Below are 21,732 nucleotides of genomic sequence, written 5' to 3'. Positions count from 1 at the left end.
CTTGATTTTGGTTGGGCTATATTTATGAAGGGACATGCCACCATGGGTTTCTTTTCTCGCCTGATGGGCGGTTCGGATGAGCAGAAGACTGCAGCTTCCGAGTTCGAAATCCTCGCTCCCGTTTCCGGCGAGCTTGTTTATCTAGAAAATACCAATGACCCTGCTTTTAGCAGCCGTGCCGTGGGCGATGGCGTTGCCGTGGTTCCCCAAGAGGGAACGGTGTGCGCTCCTGTTTCCGGTACCGTCGCGGCGCTGTTTCCGACTGAGCACGCGCTGGGCATTATGTCCGACGACAGCTCTGCTCAGGTGATGCTGCACATCGGAATCGACACTGTTAAACTTGAGGGCAAGGGTTTCCATGCGCTTGTTGCCCAGGGTGACCATGTCGACGCAGGTCAGCCTCTCGTCGAGGTCGATTTCGACGCAGTCCGCGCCGCCGGCTTCGATCCCACGGTCTTCGTTATCGTGTGCGAGCGTTCGGAGAACTCGACTCTTCGTGAGCATGCTTCCGGCCCTGTTGCTGTTAAAGAGCCTGTCGTCTGGCTTTCCGAGTAAATACTTGTGGTGGGTACCGTGGTTATCAAGCGAGTTTTTAACAACAACGTCGCAATGGTCACTTCGGACGATGGCTCCGAGCTCATCGTCATCGGTCGAGGCCTCTGCTTTGGCCGTCATGCCGGCGATGCCATCGACGAGGCGTCGATCGAAAAGACCTACGCGTTGCAGGAGGGAACTTCTCAGGATTCGCGTACGATAGACCGCTTGGCACATCTTTTAGAGTCCATCCCCACCGTCAACCTCGTGATTTCCGAGGACATCGTTCAGATGCTTCGTCGAGAGCTCAATGTCGACATCAACGATAAGATCCTCATTGCTCTCGCAGACCATATCAGCCTTGCTTTGGAGCGCGAGCGCAAGGGCGTTCCGTGCGAGAATCCGCTGCTGCTCGAGATCCAGCAGTTCTATCGCAAGGAGTACGCGCTTGCGGGCCGTGCCCTTCAGATTATCAAGGACTATTTGGGCATCCAGATGAGCGAAGAAGAGCAGGGTTTTATTACGCTGCATATCGTCAACGCCACCATGCCGCAACGCTCCGACCGTCTAATCATCTCGGTCCAGCTTGTTCGCGACGTGCTCGCGATTGTTTCCGAGCGCTATGCCACGACCCTCGATGACACCTCGCTGCCTTACGAACGCTTCGTTCGTCACCTGCAGTTTTTCGCACAGCGAGCACTCGATCCTACGGCCGGGCAAATCAGTGGCGACGCGCTGTTCCGAATCGACGAAACGGCGTATCCGTGCGCATTCTCGTGCGCGGATGCCATAGCCGCTCACTTGTCGTCTACCTATAACGTTGTCGTTACCAATGCCGAGAAGAGTTATCTCGCATATCACATTGTTAACCTGCTTGGAGAACCTGGTCTCTAGGCATAACGTGCCCACACATCGATTGATATAAGGCAAGGCTCACAGTCTTGTCTAGGGCACATCTGTCTTAATTTGCGGAAAAGGAAGGGGAGTACCGCTATGACCGCAAAAAAGAAGTTCAATTTCAAAGCGCCGTTGGAGGTGTTCGCGAAGTCGATCGTCCAGCCGATGATGTATCTCTCGGTTGCCGGCATCCTGCTCATCGTGGGCATCATTCTGACCAACAAGACCATCTGCGCTTTGGTCCCCGTACTGGGCTCCGGTCCGTTCCAGCTTGTGGGCGCCGTTGTCTATCAGTCGCTGATGTTTATCATCAACAACCTCTCGATTCTGTTCTGCGTTGGCATCGCCGGCGCCATGGCAAAGAAGAACAAGGGCCATGCTTCGCTGATCGCCCTGATGTCGTTCTTCCTGTTCCTGCAGGCTAACAACATCGTGCTCAACGCCACCGGCTCTCTTGCCGATGCGAGCGGCATGCTCGGCCTTACCGGAACCGGCCAGGCCACCGTTATGGGCATTCAGGTGCTCGATACCGGCGTGTTTGGCGGCATCATCCTTGGTTGCATCACCGTTGCCGTGTTCAACAAGTACTCGAACAAGCAGTTCCCCATTGCCCTTTCGATGTTCTCGGGCGTTCGCTTCCCGTTCCTGATCATGATCATCATCTCCTGGATCATGGGCGCTGGCTTCTGCATCGTTTGGCCTCCGGTTCAGGGTGCCATCTCCTCCGTCGCCGGCATCATTAAGGAGTCGGGCAACATCGGTCTGTTTATCTACGGCATGCTCAACAAGCTGCTCGTTCCCACCGGTCTGCACCACCTCATCTACACCCCGTTCCAGTTCTCCGATGTGGGCGGCACCCTTACGCTGGGTGATCAGGTTATCGCCGGTGCCTATCCCATCCGTGTTGCCGAGATGGCAATGACGGGCCAGCCCTTCTCCGATAGCACCTACTTCAACAGCTACACCTTCAACAACCTGTGGCCCTACATCGGCATCGGCCTCGCCTTTATCTTCACTGCTTACAAGGGAAACAAGGACAAGACCAAGGCTGTCATTATCCCGCTGATCATCACCGCCGTGCTCTCCTGCGTGACCGAGCCCATGGACTTCCTCTTTGTCTTTGCCGCTCCCGTGCTCTTTGTCGTTCACTCGGTTCTTTCCGGCATCTTCCTGGTCCTGCTCAAGGTTCTCTCCGTGCCCGCTTCGACTGCAGGCGGCATCATCAACATCGTGGTTTCCAACCTGGTTCTCGGTGTCGATAAGACCAACTGGCCGGTTATGCTGGTGCTTGGAGTCGTCAACGCCGCTCTGTACTTCTTCCTCTTCACCTTCCTTATTAAGAAGCTCAACCTTCACACCCCTGGTCGCGAGGAAGAGTCCGAGCTTGCTGAGTCCGTTGCCGAGGGCGAGGCCGCCGCGTCTGTCGCGGTGAAGCAGGGCGCTGTTGCCGCAGCTCCCGCAGAGGGCGTCGATGCAGGTATTGCCGACCTGGTCGCGGGTCTTGGTGGCAAGGACAACATCGAGGAGCTCGAGAACTGCTTTACGCGTCTTCGTGTGAACGTTAAGAACCCGGACCTCATCGATGAGAACCTCATCAACCACGTGCCCAACAGCGGCATCAACCGCAACGGCAACAATATCCAGATTATCTTTGGCATGAAGGTCGCCGAGATGCGCGACAAGGTCGAAAACGCAATTGAGAAGGAGCAGTAAACAATGATCATTACTCTGTGTGGTGGCGGATCCACCTTTACCCCCGGCATCGTCAAGTCCATCGCCCTGCGCAAGGACGAGCTCGACGTTGACGAGATTCGTCTGTACGACATCAACGAGGAGCGCCAGCGCAAGATCGGCGTGCTCGTGGACTGGATTTTGCACGAGGACCTCGGCCTGGACATCAAGCTCACGGTGACCACCGACAAAGAGACGGCTTTTACCGACGCGAGCTTCGTGTTTGCCCAGATGCGCGTGGGCGGCTACGCCATGCGCGAGCAGGACGAGAAGATTCCGCTGCGTCACGGCTGCGTTGGTCAGGAGACCTGCGGTTGCGGCGGCCTTGCCTACGGCATGCGCACCATCTTCCCCATGGTCGAGCTGATCGATGACGTTGAGAAGTACGCCAAGAAGGACTACTGGATTCTCAACTACTCCAACCCTGCCGCCATCGTCTCCGAGGGCTGCCGCGTGCTGCGTCCCAACGCTCGCATCATCAACATCTGCGACATGCCGATCGCGATCATCGACGTGGTTTGCGCCGCGCTCGATATCGACAAGAAGGATGTCGAGTACGATTACTTTGGCCTCAACCACTTTGGCTGGTTCACCTCGATCCGCCACAAGGGCGAGGAGGTGCTCCCGCAGCTGCGCGAGTACATCAAGGAGCACCAGATCCTGCTGCCCGACTCCTACCTCAAGGGCATGGGCTCGCTCATGGCAAAGAAGCCCGAGGAGGCCACTGACGAGCACCCCGAGCAGAACCGCCACACCAAGGGCAGCTGGTACTACGTCTGGAAGGGCGAGTACGAGATCATGGAGTGCTTCCCGGAGTACCTGCCTAACACGTATCTGAACTACTACCTGCAGCAGAAGGAGTTCGTCGAGCATTCCAACCCCGAGCGCACCCGTGCGAATGAGGTTGAGGAGACGCGCGAGAAGAACCTCTTCGACGGCATCGACCACTACGAGAAGACGGGCGAGATCGACGAGAGCACGTTCTATGCGGGCAGCCACGGCGACTGGATTGCTGACCTGGCTATCGCTCTGAAGAACGACACCAAGCAGCGCTTCCTGGTCATTTGCGAGAACAAGGGCGCTATCCCCAATATGCCCTACGACGCTATGGTCGAGCTGCCTGCCTACATTGGCAAGAACGGCCCCGAGGTCATCAGCCGCGACAACATTCCTTTGTTCCAGCAGGGCCTCATGATGCAGCAGCTGAACTCCGAGAAGCTCGTGGTCGAGGCTACGATCGAGGGTTCGTATGAGAAGGCGCTCAAGGCCTTTACGCTGAACAAGACCGTGCCGTCGATGAAGGTCGCCAAGGAGGTCCTCGACGACATGATCGAGGCCAACAAGGGTTACTGGCCCGAGCTTAGCTAAAGACAGAAGGTTGCTGGCACAAAAGAGCCGCTGACCGTAAAACTTGACCAACGCCCCGTCCACGTGATTGCGTGGACGGGGCATTGTCATTTGGTAACGCGTTTTATCAAATATGGCATTTATCTGCGGTAATGTTCTATTTCACCGCTGAGGGTGACATTTCATGCCGCCTGCCGAACTGCGTGGAGACCTAACAACTTTTTAGGTCAGTGTTGTGCGTGTAGCAATTTCGCCCGGCCTCGCCTCCGGGCTGCCATGTGAGAGGGGATCTTATGGCTCGACTGCATGTAATGGAACGCAGCCACGCTCAGGCCGTCATGGACGACCTGCACGATGCGCTCGGACGCCGTCTGGCGGTGAGCTCGCTCGCCCCGTGTCCCGTTGAGTTTACGGCAGCGCTCGTCAACCTGTGTTCGACGCAGAGCTGCGGCAAGTGCACGCCCTGCCGCGTGGGCCTGAGCGCGCTGAGCGATCTGCTCGCCGATGTGCTCGAGGGCCGCGCCGACGAGTCCACGCTCAACTTGATTGAGCGCACGGCCCGCACCATTTATCTTTCGAGCGACTGCGCCATCGGTTACGAAGCCGGCGCCATGGCGCTCACAGCTATTCGTGGCTTCCGTGATGACTTTGAGCACCACATCCGTGAGCATTCCTGCGGCTTTGATCGCGAGGCCCGCGTTCCGTGCGTCTCGGGCTGCCCGGCGCACGTCGACATTCCCGGTTACATTTCGCTCGTCGAGGCCGGCCGCTATGCTGATGCCGTCAAGGTCATCCGCAAGAACAACCCGCTGCCGCTCGTCTGCGGCCTGGTGTGCGAGCATCCCTGCGAGATGCACTGTCGCCGTGGCATGGTCGACGACCCCATGAACATCCTCGCCCTCAAGCGTTTTGCCGTTGAGCACAGTGACCTCAACGACCACAAGCCGCATGTAGTGGACAACACCGGCAAGCGCATCGCCGTGATCGGCGGCGGCCCGGCCGGCCTTTCCTGCGCCTACTACCTGGCCGTGATGGGCCACAAGGTGACCATCTTTGAGCAGCGCCACCACCTGGGCGGCATGCTGCGCTATGGCATTCCCAGCTACCGTCTGCCGCGCGAGCGCCTGCAGGCCGAGATCGACTGGATCTTGAGCGCCGGCATCGACGTGGAACTCGACCACTCCGTGAACGGCGAGGAGCTTGCCCGCCTGCGTGACGAGTTCGATGCCGTCTACCTGGCCATCGGTGCCCATAGCGACAAGAAGCTCGGCCTTCCGGGCGAAGAGGCGCCCGGCGTGGAGTCGGCCGTCAAGATGCTGCGTGCCATTGGAGACGACGAGCTACCCGACCTGAGCGGCCAGCGCGTGTGCGTCATCGGCGGCGGCAACGTGGCCATGGACGTGGCGCGCTCTGCCGTGCGCTGCGGTGCCGAAAAGGTAAGCATCGTCTACCGCCGTCGCATCTGCGATATGACGGCTCAGGACGCTGAGATTGCCGGCGCCCAGGCCGAGGGTTGCGAGGTTCTGGAACTCACGGCGCCGTTCGCCATCGAGACGGGCGAAGATGGTCGCGTGAGCGGCCTGCGCGTACAGCCGCAGATTATCGGCGAGCCCCGCCGCGGGCGCCCGGCCCCGCGTGCCGCCGCCACGTCCGAGCAGGTCATTCCCTGCGAGCGCGTGTTCGTGGCCATTGGTCAGGACATCGACTCCAAGCCGTTTGAGGACATGGGCATCGCCTGCAAGTGGGGTCGCGTCGTCACCGATTCGGACGGCGCCGTGCCCAACTTCGATGGCCTCTTTAGCGGCGGCGACTGCCAGACCGGCCCCGCCACCGTCATCCGCGCCATCAATGCCGGTCGCGTGGCTTCGGCAAACATCGACCGCTATCTGGGCTTCGACCACAAGATTAAGCTCGAGGTCGAGCTGCCGACCGTCCAGTTTAAGGGCAAGCACGAGTGCGGCCGCTGCGAGCTGGGCGAGCGCGAGGCCGGCGAGCGCATTCACGATTGGAATCTGGTCGAACAGGGCCTTACCGAGGAGGAGGCACGCCAAGAGGCGAGTCGCTGTCTGCGTTGCGACCACTTTGGCTTTGGTGCGTTCCGCGGAGGGAGGAACCTGGAATGGTAGAGCTCAACAAAACCACCGTCGGCGACAACAGCGAAAACGGAGCGCACAACATGGTCAGGCTCATTATCGATAACTGCGAAGTCGTGGTGCCCGAGCACACCACGATCCTGGATGCGGCCAAGTCCGTCGGCATCCAGATTCCCACCCTGTGCTACCTGCGCGATCTAAACGAGATCGGCGGCTGCCGCGTGTGCGTGGTCGAGGTTGAGGGCTGCGACCAGCTGGTTGCCGCCTGCAACAACTACGTGCTCGACGGCATGGTGGTCCACACCAACAGCCCCAAGGCCCGCGAGGCCCGTCGCACCAACGTGCAGCTGCTGCTGTCCCAGCACGATTCGCAGTGCACGAGCTGCGTGCGCAGCGGCAACTGCAACCTGCAGACCATCGCCAACGACCTGGGCATTTTCTATCTGCCGTATCAAAGGCATTTGGCGGGCGAGGGCTGGGATTTCGATTTTCCCATCATCCGCGAAAACGACAAGTGCATTAAATGCATGCGCTGCATCAAGGTGTGCGAGAGCGTGCAGGGCCTGGGGATTTGGGACCTGACTAACCGCGCCACGCATACCGCCGTGGGTACCCGCGGGCGCGCGCCGATCGGCAAGACCGATTGCGTCGCGTGCGGTCAGTGCATTACGCATTGTCCGACGGGCGCACTGCGCGAGCGCGACGATACCGAGACCGTGTTTGACGCGCTCGCTAATCCCGACAAGATCGTGCTGGTGCAGATCGCGCCTGCCGTACGCAGCGCCTGGGGCGAGGAGCTCGGCATTCCGCGCGAGGAGGCTACCGTCGAGCGCCTGGCTTGTGCGCTGCGCCGCGTGGGCTTTGAGTACGTGTTCGATACCGATTTTTCGGCTGACCTCACCATTATGGAGGAGGGCTCCGAGCTGCTCGAGCGCCTGGGTGCCGCCGCTAAGGGTGAGGATGATGGCCGCGGCTGGCCCATGTTTACGAGCTGCTGCCCGGGTTGGGTGCGCTTTGTGAAGGCCCGCTATCCGGAGTTTGTCGACAGCCTGTCTACGTCCAAGTCGCCGCAGCAGATGTTCGGCGCCATCGCCAAGACATACTACGCCAAGGTGCTGGGCGTGGAGCCCGAGCGCTTGTTCGTGGTGTCCGTGATGCCGTGCACGGCCAAGAAGGCTGAGTGCGCGCTGCCGAGCATGGTGGGCGAGGGCGGCGCACCCGATGTGGACGTTGCGCTGACGGTGCGCGAGATGGTGCGCATGATCCGCGCGAGCCACGTGAGCGTGGACACGCTGGTTGAGGAGCCGCTCGATACGCCGCTGGGCTTTGGCACAGGCGCGGGTGTGATCTTTGGCGCCACGGGCGGCGTGATGGAGGCCGCCGTGCGCTCGGCCTATTACCTGGTGACGGGCAAGAACCCCGACGCCGATTTCTTTACCGACGTGCGCGGCCTGGACGGCTGGAAGGAAGCCGTGGCCGATATCGATGGCACCAAGGTGCGCGTCGCCGTGGCACACGGGCTGGGCAATGCCGCCCGCCTGCTCGACGCAATTCGCGACGGTCGTGTGAGCTATGACTTTGTCGAGGTCATGGCGTGCCCCGGCGGCTGCGTCGGTGGTGGCGGTCAGCCCATCCACGACGGTTGCGAGTTGGCTGCCGAGCGTGGCCAGGTGCTCTGGGGCCTCGATGCGAACGCCGAGATTCGCTTCTCGCACGAGAATCCCGATGTCCAGGCGTGCTATCGCGAGTTCTTGGGCGAGCCGCTCTCGCCGCTGGCCGAGGAGCTGCTGCATACCGACCATCACGCATGGACGATGCCTAACGAGGGGACGTGCTAGCGATGCGCGCGTTTGATTTTGAAATGTCGCGCCGGGGGTTTGCCTCGGCGCTCGCCGCGGGCGCCCTGTCACTTGCGCTCGCGGGCTGTGGCGGCGGGGTTGCCGGTGCCGGGTCCGCCGCGGGCTCGGCTGCCACGGACGGCGCCGGTGCTGCCGCAGAGCCGGTCGAGGTGCACGTCGCCTCGCTCAAGGGGCCGACCTCGATTGGCCTGGTGCAGTTTATGGACCAGGCTGCCGACGGTGCCACGGACAACGATTTCGACTTTGCGATCAGCGCCGCGGCCGACGAGGTCGTGCCCAAGGTCATTCAGGGCGATATCGACATTGCCCTGGTACCCGCCAACGTGGCGAGCGTGCTCTACAACAAGACCGAGGGCGCGGTGCAGGTCATCGACATCAACACGCTGGGTGTGCTGAACGTTGTGACGGGCGACGCGGGCGTGACCTCGTTTGGCGACCTGGCAGGTCGCACCGTCTACATGACGGGCAAGGGCACCACACCGGAGTACGTCATGAACTACCTGCTGGAGCGCGCGGGTCTGACAGGCCAGGTGGCGCTTGAGTTTAAGAGCGAGCCCACCGAGGTGCTGTCGGCCCTGCTTGCCGATCCGTCCGCCGTGGGCGTGCTGCCCGAGCCGTTCAAGACGGCGGCCATCGCCAAGAGCGAAGGCAAGCTGTCGGCACCGGTGAGCCTGACCGATGTGTGGGACGAGCTGGCAGGAGACACGGGCTCGCGCTTGCTGACGGGTGTGACCGTGGTGCGCCGTGCCTTTGCCGAGGAGCATCCCGAGGCCGTGGCGGAATTCCTGAGCTGCCATGCTGCGAGCGTTGAGGCCGTGAACGCGGCGCCGGCGGACTGGGCGCAGGCCGTGGTCGATGCGGGCATCGTGGATAACGCCAAGATCGCCGAGAAGGCGATTCCCGGGTGCATGCTTGTCTGCCAGACAGGGAAGGATATGAAGGCCGCGCTCGGTGGGTACCTGAAGGTGCTGGCCGATGCGGACGCGAGCGCCGTGGGCGGCAAGCTCCCGGCTGATGATTTCTACTACATGGAGTAACCCGTGCGTGCGTTTGCTCGACAAATGATAGAGCGTATGAAGGCGGTGGCGGCAGCGGGTGCCGTTGCCGCCTTTTGGCTTGCCGTGTGGGTCTTCGTGGCGGCGCTGGTGGCACAGCCGCTGATTTTGCCGGGTCCGGGTGCTGTTGTGGTGGCGTTGCTGCGGCTGGTATGCGATGCCGGCACGTGGGCGATTCTGGCGGGCTCGGGTGTGCGGATTCTAGGCGGTTTGGCGCTTGCCGCGGTGTGCGGTGGTTTGCTGGCCGGAATTTCGTCGCGCTCGCGGGCGTTTGCCCGCTTGGTGGCTCCGGCGCTTTCGTTTGTTAAGGCGACGCCGGTTGCCTGCGTGGTGGTCCTGCTGCTCATTTGGCTGGGGTCGGCGCGCGTAAGCATTGCGGCGGTCTTTTTGATGGCGCTGCCGGGAGTGTATTTTTCGCTGGTCGAGGGCTTGACGCAAGCGGATAAACCGCTGGAGCAGATGTTTCGTCTGCATGGCGTGCGGGGTTGGCGACTGTTTTGTGCCCACACCTGGCGCGAAGTCCTGCCGTTTGTGCTTTCGTGCGCCCGCGCCGTGATTGGCATGAGCTGGAAGGCCGGCGTGGCGGCGGAGCTGATCGGCATGGCGGTGGGCACCGTGGGTGAGCGCATCTATCAGGCAAAGCTTTTGATTGAGACGGCTGATCTGCTGGCGTGGACCGTGCTGGTCGTTGCCGCCTCGTGGGCGTGTGAGCGCGTGCTGGTGTGGCTGCTGCGGGCTTCGGGGCCCGTGGCGTGGGGCGCGGCCGTGCGGGCACATGGACATGGACTGCACGGACGTGCGGGGGCCGTGAGCGATGGCGTTTCGGCGGAGCTTGCGTTTGCCGTGGGCGATCGCGCGCCCTGGGCGCCGGCGCTGGATGGTCTGGTGCTCAACGTGCCTGCGGGTGGGCGTATCTGTGTGATGGGCACCTCGGGCGTGGGCAAGTCGACGCTGCTTGCGCTGGCGGCGGGGGAGTGCGCGCCGTGCTCCATGGTGTTTCAGGATGTGCGCCTGGTAGAGGGCGGCTCGGCTTTGGATAACGTGCTGGTGTGCGCCGACGCGCGCGCGGACGCCTCGAGTGCCGCGGCCCTGTTGCGCCTGCTGGTGCCGGGGGTCGATGTGCATGCTCGTGTGGCCGAGCTCTCGGGCGGGCAGCGCCGTCGCGTCGAGATTGCCCGAGCCCTGCTGTGTCCGGGCGGCGCAGTGATTCTGGATGAGCCCTTTACCGGCCTGGATGCCGCCGCGCGCGATGCGACGGCCGAGGTCGTGCTCGACTTGCTCGACGGTCGTATGCTGTTGCTTGCCACGCACGATGTCGCCGACGCTCAGGCCCTCAATATCTCGGACATCATCACGCTCTAAATACTTACTCAGCAACAAAATGATCCGTTTTTTCTCCGTCCCCATGGGGCGGGTGTGGTATTCTATCTGTGGGGTAATACCTAAGAATACTAAGTAATACCAACGCCGTAGAAACAAACTCCAGATGCGGGCCAATCGGGTTGCCTTCACAGCCCGTCGCCCAGCCGCGTGGCCCGCATCTATCCGCACCACCGTCGTTTCAAAAAGGAAGCGCCATGGCAGAACACATGACCCCGGTTGTCGCGAAGGTCTTGCCCGAGGAAAAGGCGGCCTTCGCGGCGGCAACCCAACTCGTAGGCACCACGCCGTCCAACGCCATCCGTATGTTCATCGCCGCCTTCAATCGCTGCGGCACCTTTCCGTTCGACATTTCGCCCAGCGGGGCCTTTGGTAAAGAGTGTCCCCAACAGCTAGTCGTTGAAGAACGTCCCCAATGACTAGTCGTCGGGAGGAGGCCGGCATGCTCAATGCGCTGGTTTGGGCACTTGCCTGTTTTGGCGTTGTCGCTGCCGATATAGCCCTGAGCGTGGTTCTGTTTTCAGTCCTCGATGCCGTGTCGGTGCTGACGGGCTACCCGATCGACAATCTCGATATTCAATGGTTTCAAGCCGTCGCGCAGACGGCATCGTTTTTGATGGCGCTGCTGTGGTGGCGTTATTTGTGGCCGCGGTCGTTTATCGCGCGCTGGCAAGGTGGGCGTCCGCTTGGCGGGGGATTGCGTAGCGCGTGGAAGCGCATTGCCTGCGTTATCGTGATCGGCTTGGCCCTGCAGGTGGTCGTTGGCTACGTGACCGACGCCGTACTGTCATTGTTGCCCGAGGTCGCGGCTGATTACAGCGAACTTGTCGAGGAAACAGGCATGGGCGACACCGGCTATCTCGCCGTCCTGACTACGGTGCTCGGCGCCCCATTTTGTGAAGAGCTGCTGGTGCGCGGCATCATCTTTGAGTTTTCGCTGCGTGCGTTTAATCCACAGTGCCGTCCGCTCTGGAAGCGCCGGCGTCGTGTGAGCGCGCAGGAAGGCGCCATGGTGTCCTGGGCGGCCCCGAGTGCCTGGGGTGTCGCCGTGGCAATCGTGCTGCAGGCGGCAATCTTCGGTTTTATGCACATGAATTGGGTGCAGGGTTGCTACGCGGGTGCCGCCGGCCTTATCTTTGGTTGGGTGCTCGTGACGACCGGAAAGCTCCGCTACACGATCCTGCTGCACTTTGCCTTTAATGCTGGGTCGTATCTCATGACGTTGCTCTGGTTTGTGAACACGCCGTTCGACGTGGTGGTCACGGTTGCTATCGCCGGCGTCATTCTCATTGAAGCAATGCACTCGCTGCGCCACGCGTGTGGGATGGACGCAGCGAGTGCACCACTTCGCTAGTTGCGACGCCCGCCGCCGTTGGCGCCCTGTCGTCCCTGCGCCGCGCGGTTGCGGCCCGCGGTGTTCTGCGCACGCGACATGCCGCCGTGGCCCTTGCTGCCCTTGGGCCCCTTGCCGGCGGCGCCACCGTGCGGCTTGCCGCCCTTCTTGCCGGTGCCATGCCCACCGCCGGCAGACGTTTCGCCCGGGCGCGGCGGCACGGGGCGGATCAGGCAATGCTTGGTGTAGCCGATCAGATCGCGGCGGCCGGCCTTCTCCAGCGCCTCACGTACCAGCTTGTAGTTTTCGGGCTTGCGATACTGGATGAGCGCGCGTTGCATGGCCTTCTCGTGCGGGTCGCGCGCCACGTAGATCGGCTCCATGGTGCGCGGGTCCACGCCGGTGTAGTACATGCAGGTCGACATGGTGGACGGCGTAGGGTAGAAGTCCTGCACCTGCTCGGGCATGTAGCCCATGTCGCGCACGGCCTCGGCAAGGTCCACGGCTTCCTTCATCGTCGAGCCGGGGTGGCTCGAGATCAGATACGGCACCACGTACTGCTTGAGTCCGTACTCGCGGTTCAAACGTTCAAATTTACGGCAGAACGCGTCGTAGACGGCGCGGCTCGGCTTGCCCATCACGGACAGCACCGCGTCGCTCACGTGCTCGGGCGCTACGCGCAGCTGGCCCGAGACATGGTGCTCCAGCAGCTCGCGCAAAAACTCGTCCGAGGCGTCGGCCATGGTGTAGTCAAAGCGGATGCCGCTGCGGACAAAGACCTTCTTGACGCCCGGCAGCTGGCGCAGGTCGCGCAGCAACTGCGTGTAGCCGCTCTCGTCGACCACCATGTTCTTGCACACACTCGGCCACAGGCAGCGCTTGTTCTTGCACACGCCGTGCTTGAGCTGTTTGTCGCAGGCAGGACGGCTGAAGTTTGCCGTCGGTCCGCCCACGTCGTTGATGTAGCCCTTAAACTCGGGATCGCGCGTGAGTAGCTCGGCCTCACGCATGATCGAATCGTGGCTGCGCATCTGCAGCACGCGGCCCTGGTGGAAGGTGAGGGCGCAAAACGAGCACTCACCAAAGCACCCGCGGTTGGAGCTGATCGAAAACTTGATCTCGGCAAAGGCCGGCACGCCGCCTGCGGCATCATAGTCGGGATGCCAATCGCGTGCGTAGGGGAGTTCTGCCACCTCGTCCATCTCGTCGGTGGTGAGCGTCGCCGACGGCGGGTTCTGCACCACATAGACGCCGTTGGGGTAGGGCTCTACCAGGCGGTGTCCGGTGATGGGGTCCATGTTCTGCTGCTGCACGTTAAAGCTGCGCGCGTAGTTGAGCTTGTCGGCGGCAAGGTCGTCCCAGCTGGGCAGCAGGTCGTAGTCGTAGACCTCATCGAGCGAACCCGTGCGGTAAACGGTGCCGTTGATATAGGTAATCTGATCGACGGGCAGCCCCGCGTCGAGCGCGTCGGCGATCTCGACAATCGCGTGCTCGCCCATGCCGTAGATGAGGATGTCGGCGCCCGAGTCGAGCAACACCGAGCGCTTGAGCTTGTCCTGCCAGTAGTCGTAGTGGGCCAGACGGCGCAGGCTCGCCTCGATGCCGCCGATGATGATGGGAACGTCCTTGAACGTCTGACGGATGAGATTGCCGTAGACCGTGACGGCTCGATTGGGGCGGTGCCCCTCCTCGCCACCGGGAGTGTAGGCGTCGGTGTGGCGGCGGTGCTTGTTCACCGAATAGTGGTTGACCATGGAGTCCATGTTGCCGGCACTGACGAGAAAGCCCAGGCGCGGCTTGCCAAACACGGTGATGCTAGCGGGGTCGGTCCAGTCGGGTTGGCAGATGATGCCCACCTTGTAGCCGTGCGCGTCGAGGACGCGGCTGATGATTGCCATGCCAAAACTGGGGTGGTCCACATAGGCGTCGCCACAGATGTAGACAAAGTCGCACTGGTCCCAGCCGCGTGCATCCATGTCGGCGCGGCTGACGGGGAGGAACTTGTCGCGGCCCGGGCGCCAGGGGCGGACAGGCGCTGCCGGGGCATGCGCGGGGCGCGAGCCCTGGGCCTTGCCGCCACGCTTTTGCTGCTGGCCGCGCTGGGCATGCTTGCCGTGCTGGTTGTTCTGAGCGTCCTGGGGCTTTTTTGCCACGATTCCTCCCGTTGTCAGTATGCTGCTCGTAATTGTAACCAGTCTTTTTGGGACGGGGCTAAAAAGACTGGTGGAGTACACGAGCTGGCGGATCGGCACGTCGATGCGGGCGCGGTGCGGCGCCCGCCGTTTGTTTCCAGACTGTGTATCTGCGCGTTGGGGAACCCGTCTCGCGTGCGCGCCATGTTGTCAATGGGTTACAGTATGAACGGCGGCCATGTCTCCGCCAACGCACGAGAGAGTCGCCAACAAGGAGGATGCACGACGATGCAGCGTGCCAAACAGATATCGGAGTCTCTTGAGCTGGGCATCATCTTGGCGCTCGCCGGTGGCTTTATGGATGTGTATTCCTACATCGGCCGCGACCATGTTTTTGCCAACGCGCAGACGGGCAACATCCTGCTTGTGGGCGTGAGCATCTCGGAGGGCAACTGGGCGCTGGCGGGACGCTATTTCTTCCCCGTGGTGTCGTTTGCCGTGGGCATTATGCTTGCCGACCTGGTGCACGAGCGGTTTGGCAGTGTGATTCACTGGCGCCAGGTGACGGTGTTTTTTGAAGCCGTCATCTTGCTGGGCGTGAGTTTTATCCCCGGCGGCGATTACAACCTGCTTGCCAACTGCCTTACCTCGTTTGCCTGCGGCATGCAGGTCGAGAGCTTCCGGAAGATCCACGGCCATGGTATTGCCACGACCATGTGCATCGGCAACCTGCGCAATGCGCTGCAAAATGTGGACGACTACATCATTACGCACAAGCGCGGTTTTTTGGAAAACGGTCTGCTGTACTTTGGCGTGATCTTCACCTTTGTGTTTGGTGCGGTGCTGGGCAATTGGTGTATTGAGCGCATGGGCCTGCACGCCATCGTCGTGGCGAGCTTGCTGCTGTTTGTCGCGTTTGCCATCATGTTCATCGACCGCGAGCGCGACTTGCGCTTACGCTGGAAGGTTGCGGCCGAGGCTTGGAAAGAGGGCTGCCGAAAGTAACCGAATGCGGCAAAGGGGCTGTCCCTTTGCCGCAATATTTTTCATCATCTGTTGAAACGCTTTAACAAATTTGACGTTCTCGCGTGTTTTTCGTTTCAAAAGCGTTAGGATGGGACTCATAGCGTGGGGCGTAATGGGTGCCCCGCACACGATGGGAGGCTATCAATGGCTAATCGTTTCGTTCTCAACACCATCTCTTATCATGGCTCCGGCGCCATCAAGGAAATCCCCGGTGAGCTCCAGCGTCGCGGCTACAAGAAGATCTTCGTCTGCTCCGACCCCGACCTGGTCAAGTTTGGCGTTACCGCCAAGGTGACCGACGAGCTCGATGCCGCTGGCATCGCTTGGAGCCTCTACTCCGAGATTAAGCCCAACCCCACTATCCAGAACGTCAAGGACGGCGTCGAGGCCTTCAAGGCTGCCGAGGCTGACGCTATCGTGACCATCGGTGGCGGCTCCTCCATGGACACCGCCAAGGCCATCGGCATCATCATCAACAACCCCGAGTTCGCCGATGTCCGCAGCCTCGAGGGCGTTGCTCCCACTAAGAACCACGCCGTGTTCACCATCGCTGTGCCGACGACCGCCGGTACCGCTGCCGAGGTGACCATCAACTACGTCATCACCGACCCCGAGAAGATCCGCAAGTTCGTGTGCGTCGACACCAACGACGCCCCCGAGGTCGCCGTCGTCGATCCTGACATGATGGCTTCCATGCCCGCCGGCCTGACCGCTTCCACTGGTATGGACGCTCTGACCCACGCCATCGAGGGCTACACCACCAAGGGTGCTTGGGAGCTCTCTGACATGTTCCACTTTGAGGCTATTAAGCTGATCAGCGAGAACCTGCGTGACTCCGTCGCCGAGGCCAAGTCCGGTCAGCCCGGCTCCGGCCGCGAGGGCATGGCCCTTGGCCAGTATGTCGCCGGCATGGGCTTCTCCAACGTTGGCCTGGGCATCGACCACGCCATGGCTCACACCCTGTCTGCTCACTACGACACCCCGCACGGCGTCGCTTGCGCCATGCTGCTGCCGATCGCCATGGAGTTCAACAAGCCGGTTTGCGCCGAGCGCCTGGCCAAGGTTGCCGTCGCCATGGGTGTTGACACCACGGGCATGAGCACCGACGAGGCCGCCGACGCTGCCATCGCTGCCGTCAAGCAGCTCTCCGCCGACGTGAACATCCCGCACGTCTGCGAGGCCATGAAGGCCGACGAGATCGAGGTCTTGGCCAAGGACGCCATGGCCGACGCCTGCTTCCCGGGCAACCCGCGCGAGGCGACGCTCGACGACGTCATCGAGCTCTTCAAGAAGATTTGCCCGGCTGCCTAACTTGGTTCGGCGGGCCCCTGCCCGTTAGCCCCACAATCGTCCTCGGACATATCGGAAGCCCCCACTGCGCACTTCGTGCGGCGGGGGCTTCCTCCGTCCTGCGGAAAGATTCTGGGGCTAACGGGCAGGGGCCCGCTGGCTCGTTATCGTGGCGGGCGCAGTTCTGGGGAGCTCGATGGGTCATCTCGCTAGGTAAAAAGATGGTTCGCGGTGGTATTGTTGCTGTGGGTTTAATTCGATATGAAAGGGTGACTTTGGTGTCCAAGATGGATTCTACGCTCTCCTATATTACTGACCAGTTGAAGGCGCTGACTTCTATTGCTTCGCCTACGGGCTATACCCGTGCGGCGACTGATTATCTGATGGAAACGTTGCGCGATATGGGCTTTGGGCCCGAGCGTTCTAACAAGGGCAATGTGCTCGTTGAGCTTGGTGGTGAGGGCGAGCCGCTCGTGTTGGCGAGCCATGTCGATACCTTGGGCGCCATGGTGCGCTCTATCAAGGACAATGGTCGCCTGCGTCCCACGACGCTCGGCGGGCATCAGTGGTCTACGGCTGATGGCGAGAACTGCACCGTTTACACGCGCGATGGCAAAGTCTTTACGGGTGTGGTCCTCAATACCGAGCCTTCGGCGCATGTGGCCGATGAGCCGGTCAAGACCATCGAAAAGAACATGGAAATCCTGCTCGACGAGAACGTTGACAGCAAGGACGATGTGCTCGAGCTGGGTATTCAGACTGGCGACATCATCGCTATGGACCCGCGCACCACGGTGACGGAGAGCGGCTACATCAAGAGCCGCTTCTTGGACGACAAGCTGTCCGCGTCGATTCTGCTGGGTTTGGCCCGCGCCGTCGCTGCTGGCGAGGTGACGCTTTCGCGCAAAGTGTCGCTGCTCTTTACCGTGTACGAGGAGGTCGGCCACGGCGGTGCCTTTGTGCCGGCCGACACGCGCGAGATGATCAGCGTGGACATGGGCTGCGTGGGCGACGACCTGGGCTGCACCGAGCGCATGGTTTCGATTTGCGCCAAGGATTCGGGCGGTCCGTACAACTACGACCTGGTAACCACGCTGTCCAACATCGCGCGCGAGCTGGAGCTCGATTACGCCATCGATGTGTACCCGCACTACGGCTCCGACGTCGAGGCAACGCTCTCGGCCGGCTACGACATTCGCCATGGTCTGATTGGCCCCGGCGTGTACGCGAGCCACAACTACGAGCGCAGCCACATCGACGGCGTGCGCAATACCTACGAGCTCGTTCGCGCCTACGTTCAGCGCTAGGGGAGCAGCTTGCGACTCGGCTGACCAATCGCTAAGGCCCGATTTCTCGGGCCTTTTTTCGCTTTTGGTCGTTTAGTATTATGATGTCTGTAATCTATTAACTAAACGTGTAAATTACTTAACTAGGTGATGCGGTGTATGGATACGTCTGAGTACTTGTCTATGGGTGATGCCGCCCGCCTGTTGGGCGTTACGAAAGCCCGCATATCGCAACTTGCCGCATCGGGGACGCTTGTGTGCGATATTGTGGGCGGCCGGAAGATGGTCGAGTACAATTCTGCGCTCGCTTATCAAAAGGTCCGCAAACGTGGACGCCGTCCTGCGGCCGATGTGGGGCGCAAGTTTACGCTGATGTCGGCCGACCATGAGGTCGCGCATGTCTCTTTTGATCCGACGCGTGAGTTTCCCTTCGAAATCGCCGAGGTCCTCGATGCGCAACGAATGCCGTTTGGCACATGCTCGAGCTCTTCTCCAACGGTGAATAAGCGGGAGCTCAATGCATGGTGGGGGCATCGGTCGGTGCCCGATGTTCGCCCCGGACTCGTCTCGCGCTACCGCGAGCTGGGAATTGCCAGCGGCATCGAGGTTCCGGTTCGGTGCCTGGGCCTATCGCTTTCGGATTGCTATTGGCTGCGGCCGGCCGATTGCGCCGAACTCAAATGGCAAAACATCAATTACTTTGAGAACGAATTTGAGCGATCGGCGCCCGAAGAGCGTTCGGGTTGGCTGGAAGGCATCGGTCTTAAAAATCCTGATAACACGTCCGAGGGCGAGCTCCCTAAATCGTGGATGATTCGCAACGGCGTTCGCGTTCTGGTCAAGGGATGCGGCGTGGACGACCAACGGCCCTTTAACGAGGCGGTTGCAACGGCTCTGCATCGTCGCTTGCTTCCCAAAGGGGAGTTTGTTCCTTATACGGTTGAGCGGATGTTCGATGGCCCTGTGTGTCTGTGCGACGACTTTCTTGACGGCCGCGAGGAATACGTTCCGGCTGTTTACGTTAAGAACGCCCTTGGCGGCCAGCGAGGAAGCTCGACGTACGACCGGTACTGCTGCTTCCTTGGTAAGCATGGTGTCGATGAGGCCGCTGTGAGAAGGTCTATGTCGCAGATGATTGTCTGCGATGCTCTTTTGGCCAACAGCGACCGCCATTGGCGAAACTTCGGCATCATCCGCAATGTCGACACCCTGGAGATAAGGCCTGCTCCGCTGTTCGATAGCGGCAACTGCCTGTGGTACAACGTACCAACTGCCGTGCTCGCAGCTGGGGAGTTTGGGTTTTCCGCTAAGCCGTTTGGGCCCGACCCTTCCGTCCAGCTGGCGCTTGCGGACTCACTCGATTGGTTCGATCCATCGCGGCTCAACGGATTTGTTGATGAGGCGATCGAGATTCTTTCGCAGAGCGAATGGGCGACGGCGGAGGGTCGACTCGAGGCCATTTGCCACGGCCTCGAGCGTCGCGTAATCGAGGTTGGTGCCGCTGTTGAGGTACTTCGACACGTGCAGCGATAAACCCGCGGCTACTTAAGTGCGCCGGTCACGGTACCGCCGCCCAGGACGATGTCGCCGGAGTAGACGACGACGGCCTGGCCGGGGGCGATGGCGCGCTGCGGCTCGTCAAAGGTCAGCAACATCTGCCCGTCTTCGCCGCGCGTAAGGGTCGCTGCCTGGTCCTTTTGACGGTAGCGGTACTTGGCACCTACGCGAATGCCGCCGGCGTCGAGCTCCGCCTCCATGCGTGCGTCCGGCGCGCTCCAGATCCACTCATCGGCCGTGAGGGCAGTGGCGGTCAGATCTTCGGCCTCGCCCAGATGCACGGTGTTGTTGGCGGCGTCGACGCCCGTCACATACACGGGATGCGCCATCGCGACGCCCAGGCCCTTGCGCTGGCCGATGGTGTAGCGCAGCGCGCCGTTGTGGCGCCCGACCACACTGCCGTCGCGCCACACGATGTCGCCCGGTGCAGCGGGATGTCCGCAGCGGCGCTCGATATAGCCCGCGTAGTTACCGTCTGGAATAAAGCAGATGTCCTCGCTTTCGGCCTTCTGGGCGTTGGTAAAGCCCTGCTCGGCGGCTATGCGGCGCACGTCGCGCTCTTTGTCTAGGCCTGCCAGCGGAAAGATCGTGCGTGCCAGGCGCTCCTGCGTAAGCGAATACAAAAAATAGCTTTGGTCCTTTTTGGGATCTTCGCCGCGATGGAGCTGCCAGGTGCCGTCTGCCGCCTGGCTTGTTTTGGCGTAATGTCCCGTTGCGATGTAGTCGCAGCCCATGTCCAGCGCCGCATCGAGCAGCGCGCCAAACTTAATGTGGCGATTGCAGATAATGCACGGATTGGGCGTCAGCCCTTCCTGGTAGGCGTCCACAAAGCGCTCGATAACGCTGTGGTCGAACGTCTGCTGCAGGTCGAGCACGTGATGGGGGATCCCGATGCGCTCGGAAACTGCCTTCGCGTCGGCGATGTCGCGGTCGACTTTGCTCATGCCCGTGGCGGGGTCGGGTGCGGGGCAGGTGAGGCGCATGGTGGCGCCGACGCATTCATAGCCCTGGCTTTTGAGCAGGTACGCGGTCACGCTGGAATCGACGCCGCCGCTCATGGCGACGAGCACGCGCTTGTTGTGCATGGGGAGGTTCTCCTTGGTGGCATGTGGCCAAAAAAGAAAAGCGGCGCGGGAGGCTGGTTCCGCGCCGCAGACATTGTAGCAAGTTCAGGCGTCCTGTGGGACACCCTGCCGGGATGAGCCCAGGCTGCCAGAAGAGAGGGGAGACCGGCGTGCCTTGGGCTCATCGACAAGTGACGGGCCCTTAGTCCTGGAACAGTGCCGTGGACAGGTAGCGCTCGCCGGTGTCGGCAAGCAGGGCCACGATAGTCTTGCCCTCGTTCTCGGGGCGCTTGGCCAGCTGCAGTGCGGCCCACACGGCGGCACCGGACGAAATGCCCACGAGCACGCCCTCCTTGTGGCCCACGGCGCGGCCGGTCGCAAAGGCGTCCTCGTTCTCGACGGGGATGATCTCGTCGTAGACCTGGGTATCGAGGACGTCGGGCACAAAGCCGGCGCCGATGCCCTGGATCTTGTGCGGGCCGGCCTGGCCCTTGGAGAGCACCGGGGAGGTGGCGGGTTCGACGGCGACGACCTTAATCTCGGGGCTCTGCTCCTTGAGGAACTCACCCACGCCGGTCACGGTACCACCGGTGCCAACGCCGGCGACGAAGATGTCGACCCGGCCATCGGTGTCGTCCCAGATCTCGGGGCCGGTCGTGGTCTTGTGAATGGCCGGGTTCGCGGGGTTCACGAACTGGCCGGCGATGATGCTGTTGGGAGTCTCCTTCTGCAGCTCCTCGGCCTTGGCTATAGCGCCCTTCATGCCCTTGGAGCCGTCGGTGAGCACGAGCTGCGCACCGTATGCCTGCATCAGCTTGCGGCGCTCGACGGACATGGTCTCGGGCATGGTGATGATCACCTTGTAGCCGCGGGCCGCCGCCACCGAGGCGATGCCGACACCGGTGTTGCCACTCGTGGGCTCGATGATGGTGTAGTCGCCGCCGCGCACGAGCTTGCCGGCCTTCTCGGCCTCGTCAATCATGTTCTTGGCGACGCGGTCTTTGACGGACCCGGCGGGGTTGAAGTATTCCAGTTTGACGAGCACGCGAGCCTTGAGGTCCTCGTCGGCCTCAAAGTGAGTGAGCTCCAGAAGCGGGGTGTGGCCGATAAGCTGATCGATGGACGTGTAAACCTTGCTCATGGTGAAC

At 61.5% G+C, this 21,732-nt stretch carries 16 protein-coding genes and 1 pseudogene; 14 read left to right on the top strand and 3 right to left on the bottom strand.

The features are described 5' to 3' along the window. Nucleotides 1-42: 42 nt before the first annotated feature. The 10 genes from I2D57_RS00280 (at nt 43) to I2D57_RS00235 (ending at nt 12,250) form a co-directional block, all read left to right on the top strand. On the top strand, nt 43-555 hold the full coding sequence (locus tag I2D57_RS00280; RefSeq protein ID WP_195361089.1) for a PTS sugar transporter subunit IIA: 513 nt from the start codon (nt 43-45) through the stop codon (nt 553-555). Nucleotides 556-573: 18 nt separating this feature from the next. Next, a complete protein-coding gene (locus I2D57_RS10020) occupies nt 574-1,428 on the top strand; it encodes a PRD domain-containing protein (RefSeq protein WP_195361088.1) in 855 nt (284 codons plus the stop codon). A gap of 99 nt (nt 1,429-1,527) precedes the next feature. Continuing rightward, nucleotides 1,528-3,144, top strand: coding sequence for a PTS transporter subunit EIIC (locus I2D57_RS00270; protein ID WP_195361087.1), 1,617 nt, complete (start codon nt 1,528-1,530; stop codon nt 3,142-3,144). 3 nt (nt 3,145-3,147) lie between these two features. Further along, entirely contained in the window at nt 3,148-4,530 is a 1,383-nt protein-coding gene (locus I2D57_RS00265; protein ID WP_195361086.1) for a 6-phospho-alpha-glucosidase, read from the top strand. Between the two features lie 272 nt (nt 4,531-4,802). Further along, on the top strand, nt 4,803-6,635 hold the full coding sequence (locus tag I2D57_RS00260) for an NAD(P)-binding protein (RefSeq protein ID WP_195361085.1): 1,833 nt from the start codon (nt 4,803-4,805) through the stop codon (nt 6,633-6,635). Further along, nucleotides 6,629-8,440: a [FeFe] hydrogenase, group A gene (locus tag I2D57_RS00255; RefSeq protein ID WP_229055538.1), complete on the top strand. Its 1,812-nt coding sequence runs from the start codon at nt 6,629-6,631 to the stop codon at nt 8,438-8,440. The genes I2D57_RS00260 and I2D57_RS00255 overlap by 7 nt, the downstream gene beginning before the upstream one ends. A gap of 2 nt (nt 8,441-8,442) precedes the next feature. Further along, nucleotides 8,443-9,498 (top strand): ABC transporter substrate-binding protein, encoded by a 1,056-nt coding sequence (locus I2D57_RS00250; RefSeq protein WP_195361084.1) that lies wholly within the window; start codon nt 8,443-8,445, stop codon nt 9,496-9,498. Between the two features lie 3 nt (nt 9,499-9,501). Beyond that, a complete protein-coding gene (locus I2D57_RS00245) occupies nt 9,502-10,878 on the top strand; it encodes an ATP-binding cassette domain-containing protein (RefSeq protein WP_195361083.1) in 1,377 nt (458 codons plus the stop codon). A gap of 215 nt (nt 10,879-11,093) precedes the next feature. Next, nucleotides 11,094-11,315: a type II toxin-antitoxin system RelB/DinJ family antitoxin gene (locus tag I2D57_RS00240; protein ID WP_022093947.1), complete on the top strand. Its 222-nt coding sequence runs from the start codon at nt 11,094-11,096 to the stop codon at nt 11,313-11,315. A gap of 23 nt (nt 11,316-11,338) precedes the next feature. Further along, nucleotides 11,339-12,250 carry a CPBP family intramembrane glutamic endopeptidase gene (locus I2D57_RS00235; protein ID WP_195361082.1) on the top strand — a complete coding sequence of 304 codons (912 nt, stop codon included), beginning with the start codon at nt 11,339-11,341 and terminating at the stop codon, nt 12,248-12,250. Here I2D57_RS00235 and I2D57_RS00230 read toward each other — a convergent pair. Continuing rightward, the gene (locus I2D57_RS00230) at nt 12,247-14,382 is read right to left on the bottom strand and encodes a YgiQ family radical SAM protein (protein ID WP_324249174.1); all 2,136 of its coding nucleotides are present in this window, start codon (nt 14,380-14,382) and stop codon (nt 12,247-12,249) included. The genes I2D57_RS00235 and I2D57_RS00230 overlap by 4 nt on opposite strands. Nucleotides 14,383-14,649: 267 nt before the next feature. Here I2D57_RS00230 and I2D57_RS00225 point away from each other — a divergent pair, with 267 nt between their 5' ends. The 4 genes from I2D57_RS00225 to I2D57_RS00210 all read left to right on the top strand — a co-directional run bounded on the left by I2D57_RS00225 (nt 14,650) and on the right by I2D57_RS00210 (nt 19,496). Further along, nucleotides 14,650-15,366, top strand: a complete 717-nt coding sequence (locus tag I2D57_RS00225; protein ID WP_195361081.1) for a YoaK family protein — start codon at nt 14,650-14,652, stop codon at nt 15,364-15,366. 165 nt (nt 15,367-15,531) lie between these two features. Further along, nucleotides 15,532-16,698 carry a lactaldehyde reductase gene (fucO, locus tag I2D57_RS00220; protein WP_195361080.1) on the top strand — a complete coding sequence of 389 codons (1,167 nt, stop codon included), beginning with the start codon at nt 15,532-15,534 and terminating at the stop codon, nt 16,696-16,698. Between the two features lie 266 nt (nt 16,699-16,964). Further along, nucleotides 16,965-17,984 (top strand): M42 family metallopeptidase, encoded by a 1,020-nt coding sequence (locus tag I2D57_RS00215; protein ID WP_152073760.1) that lies wholly within the window; start codon nt 16,965-16,967, stop codon nt 17,982-17,984. Between the two features lie 138 nt (nt 17,985-18,122). After that, entirely contained in the window at nt 18,123-19,496 is a 1,374-nt protein-coding gene (locus I2D57_RS00210; protein ID WP_195361079.1) for a HipA domain-containing protein, read from the top strand. 8 nt (nt 19,497-19,504) lie between these two features. Here the strand turns inward: I2D57_RS00210 and mnmA are convergent. Both mnmA and cysK read right to left on the bottom strand, forming a co-directional pair. Beyond that, nucleotides 19,505-20,608 (bottom strand): annotated as a pseudogene (gene mnmA, locus I2D57_RS00205) (tRNA 2-thiouridine(34) synthase MnmA); the annotation flags it as partial. A gap of 178 nt (nt 20,609-20,786) precedes the next feature. Next, nucleotides 20,787-21,725: a cysteine synthase A gene (gene cysK, locus I2D57_RS00200; RefSeq protein WP_195361077.1), complete on the bottom strand. Its 939-nt coding sequence runs from the start codon at nt 21,723-21,725 to the stop codon at nt 20,787-20,789. Between the last annotated feature and the right edge of the window lie 7 nt (nt 21,726-21,732).

This window comes from Collinsella aerofaciens (assembly GCF_015553355.1).
Classification (GTDB): domain Bacteria; phylum Actinomycetota; class Coriobacteriia; order Coriobacteriales; family Coriobacteriaceae; genus Collinsella; species Collinsella aerofaciens_V.
The sequence above is the reverse complement of the archived record's forward strand: the minus strand, read 5'-3'. Positions and strand labels throughout refer to the sequence as shown.

Bases quoted from the DNA above. Each gene is read 5' to 3' on its own strand.
- I2D57_RS00280 (WP_195361089.1), top strand. From the start codon at position 43: ATGGGTTTCTTTTCTCGCCTGATGGGCGGTTCGGATGAGCAGAAGACT.
- I2D57_RS00270 (WP_195361087.1), top strand. From the start codon at position 1,528: ATGACCGCAAAAAAGAAGTTCAATTTCAAAGCGCCGTTGGAGGTGTTC.
- I2D57_RS00265 (WP_195361086.1), top strand. From the start codon at position 3,148: ATGATCATTACTCTGTGTGGTGGCGGATCCACCTTTACCCCCGGCATC.
- I2D57_RS00260 (WP_195361085.1), top strand. From the start codon at position 4,803: ATGGCTCGACTGCATGTAATGGAACGCAGCCACGCTCAGGCCGTCATG.
- I2D57_RS00255 (WP_229055538.1), top strand. From the start codon at position 6,629: ATGGTAGAGCTCAACAAAACCACCGTCGGCGACAACAGCGAAAACGGA.
- I2D57_RS00250 (WP_195361084.1), top strand. From the start codon at position 8,443: ATGCGCGCGTTTGATTTTGAAATGTCGCGCCGGGGGTTTGCCTCGGCG.
- I2D57_RS00240 (WP_022093947.1), top strand. From the start codon at position 11,094: ATGGCAGAACACATGACCCCGGTTGTCGCGAAGGTCTTGCCCGAGGAA.
- I2D57_RS00235 (WP_195361082.1), top strand. From the start codon at position 11,339: ATGCTCAATGCGCTGGTTTGGGCACTTGCCTGTTTTGGCGTTGTCGCT.
- I2D57_RS00225 (WP_195361081.1), top strand. From the start codon at position 14,650: ATGCAGCGTGCCAAACAGATATCGGAGTCTCTTGAGCTGGGCATCATC.
- fucO (WP_195361080.1), top strand. From the start codon at position 15,532: ATGGCTAATCGTTTCGTTCTCAACACCATCTCTTATCATGGCTCCGGC.
- I2D57_RS00215 (WP_152073760.1), top strand. From the start codon at position 16,965: ATGGATTCTACGCTCTCCTATATTACTGACCAGTTGAAGGCGCTGACT.
- I2D57_RS00210 (WP_195361079.1), top strand. From the start codon at position 18,123: ATGGATACGTCTGAGTACTTGTCTATGGGTGATGCCGCCCGCCTGTTG.
- cysK (WP_195361077.1), bottom strand. From the start codon at position 21,725: ATGAGCAAGGTTTACACGTCCATCGATCAGCTTATCGGCCACACCCCG.